At 47.9% G+C, this 758-nt stretch carries 1 protein-coding gene; it reads left to right on the top strand.

The window, feature by feature from the left end; genetic code table 11:
* On the top strand, positions 1-758 hold a 758-nt coding region (locus tag Q0C19_RS11420), incomplete at both ends, for an AIR synthase related protein (protein ID WP_295056118.1).

Below are 758 nucleotides of genomic sequence, written 5' to 3'. Positions count from 1 at the left end.
GCAAGAGCGTATGCTCATTTGTGCGCGTAAAGGGACAGAACAGGCGATCATCGATATTTTTGAAAAATGGGATCTTGACTGCGCCGTAATCGGTGAAGTAACGGCGACGGGGAATATGGAGCTTTTCTGGCACGGTGAAAAATGTGCGGAAGTTCCTGTCGATCCTGTGAGCGAAGAGGCTCCGATCTTGGATCGTCCTATGTCTCGTCCCGCATATTTGGATGATATCGCAAAAGTTTCTTTGAATGATTTTGATGCGGTAGAAAACCAAGCGGCATTTGAAAAATTGATTAGCTCAATGGAAGTGGTTGATAAACATCGGATTTATCAGCAATACGATTCAATGGTACAAACCAATACGGTCAAAAAAGGGGGCGAACTCGATGCTTCCGTTATCCGTATCAAAGAGAACGGTGTAGCATTGGCGATGAGTGCCGACTGTAACGTCCGTTACTGCTACATCAACCCGAAAGCGGGAGCGGCTGCAGCGGTTATCGAGAGCGGTCGTAACGTCGCGATGAGCGGTGCGACTCCCAAAGCGATTACCGACTGTCTTAACTACGGTAACCCTGAGAACCCTGAAGTAATGTGGCAGTTCGGACAAGGGTGTTTGGGGATCAAAGAAGCGTGTGCTGAACTTAATACCCCTGTTATCGGCGGGAACGTATCGCTTTATAATGAAACCAACGGCAAGTCGGTATTCCCAACCCCATCGATCGCGATGGTAGGGGTTAACGAAGATCAAAACAAAGTCTTGA

The organism is Sulfuricurvum sp., from assembly GCF_023250475.1.
Taxonomy (GTDB): Bacteria; Campylobacterota; Campylobacteria; order Campylobacterales; family Sulfurimonadaceae; genus Sulfuricurvum.
This window is presented reverse-complemented; position numbering and strand designations above follow the sequence as displayed.